At 55.6% G+C, this 320-nt stretch carries 1 protein-coding gene; it reads left to right on the top strand.

All coding sequences use genetic code 11. The features are described from left to right. Positions 1-320 (top strand): glycoside hydrolase family 16 protein (locus PAT3040_RS37120; RefSeq protein WP_181376670.1); only part of this gene is annotated, 320 nt, incomplete at both ends.

The following is a 320-nucleotide window of genomic DNA, read 5'->3' as shown; positions in this document are numbered from 1 at the left end:
GCGGCTGGGCCTCCTCCGGCGAGATCGATATTATGGAAGCGAGAGGGCGGCTGCCGGAAACGGTGGACGGCACTATCCATTACGGCAAGGGAGCGCCTAATAATAAGGCGGCCGGCTCACATTACGTGTTCCCGGAAGGCGAAGATTTTACCGATTTCCATACGTATTCGCTGGAATGGGAGCCGGGAGAGCTGAGATGGTACGTGGACGGCAATCTGTACCAGACGATTAATGATTGGCATAGCTGGGGGGCGGGTCAGCCGGACAAATACGCGTTCCCGGCTCCGTTCGACAAGGAGTTCTACATCATTATGAATCTT

Origin of the sequence: Paenibacillus agaridevorans (assembly GCF_003112455.1) — a bacterium.
Lineage (GTDB): Bacteria > Bacillota > Bacilli > Paenibacillales > Paenibacillaceae > Pristimantibacillus > Pristimantibacillus agaridevorans.
The sequence above is the reverse complement of the archived record's forward strand: the minus strand, read 5'-3'. Positions and strand labels throughout refer to the sequence as shown.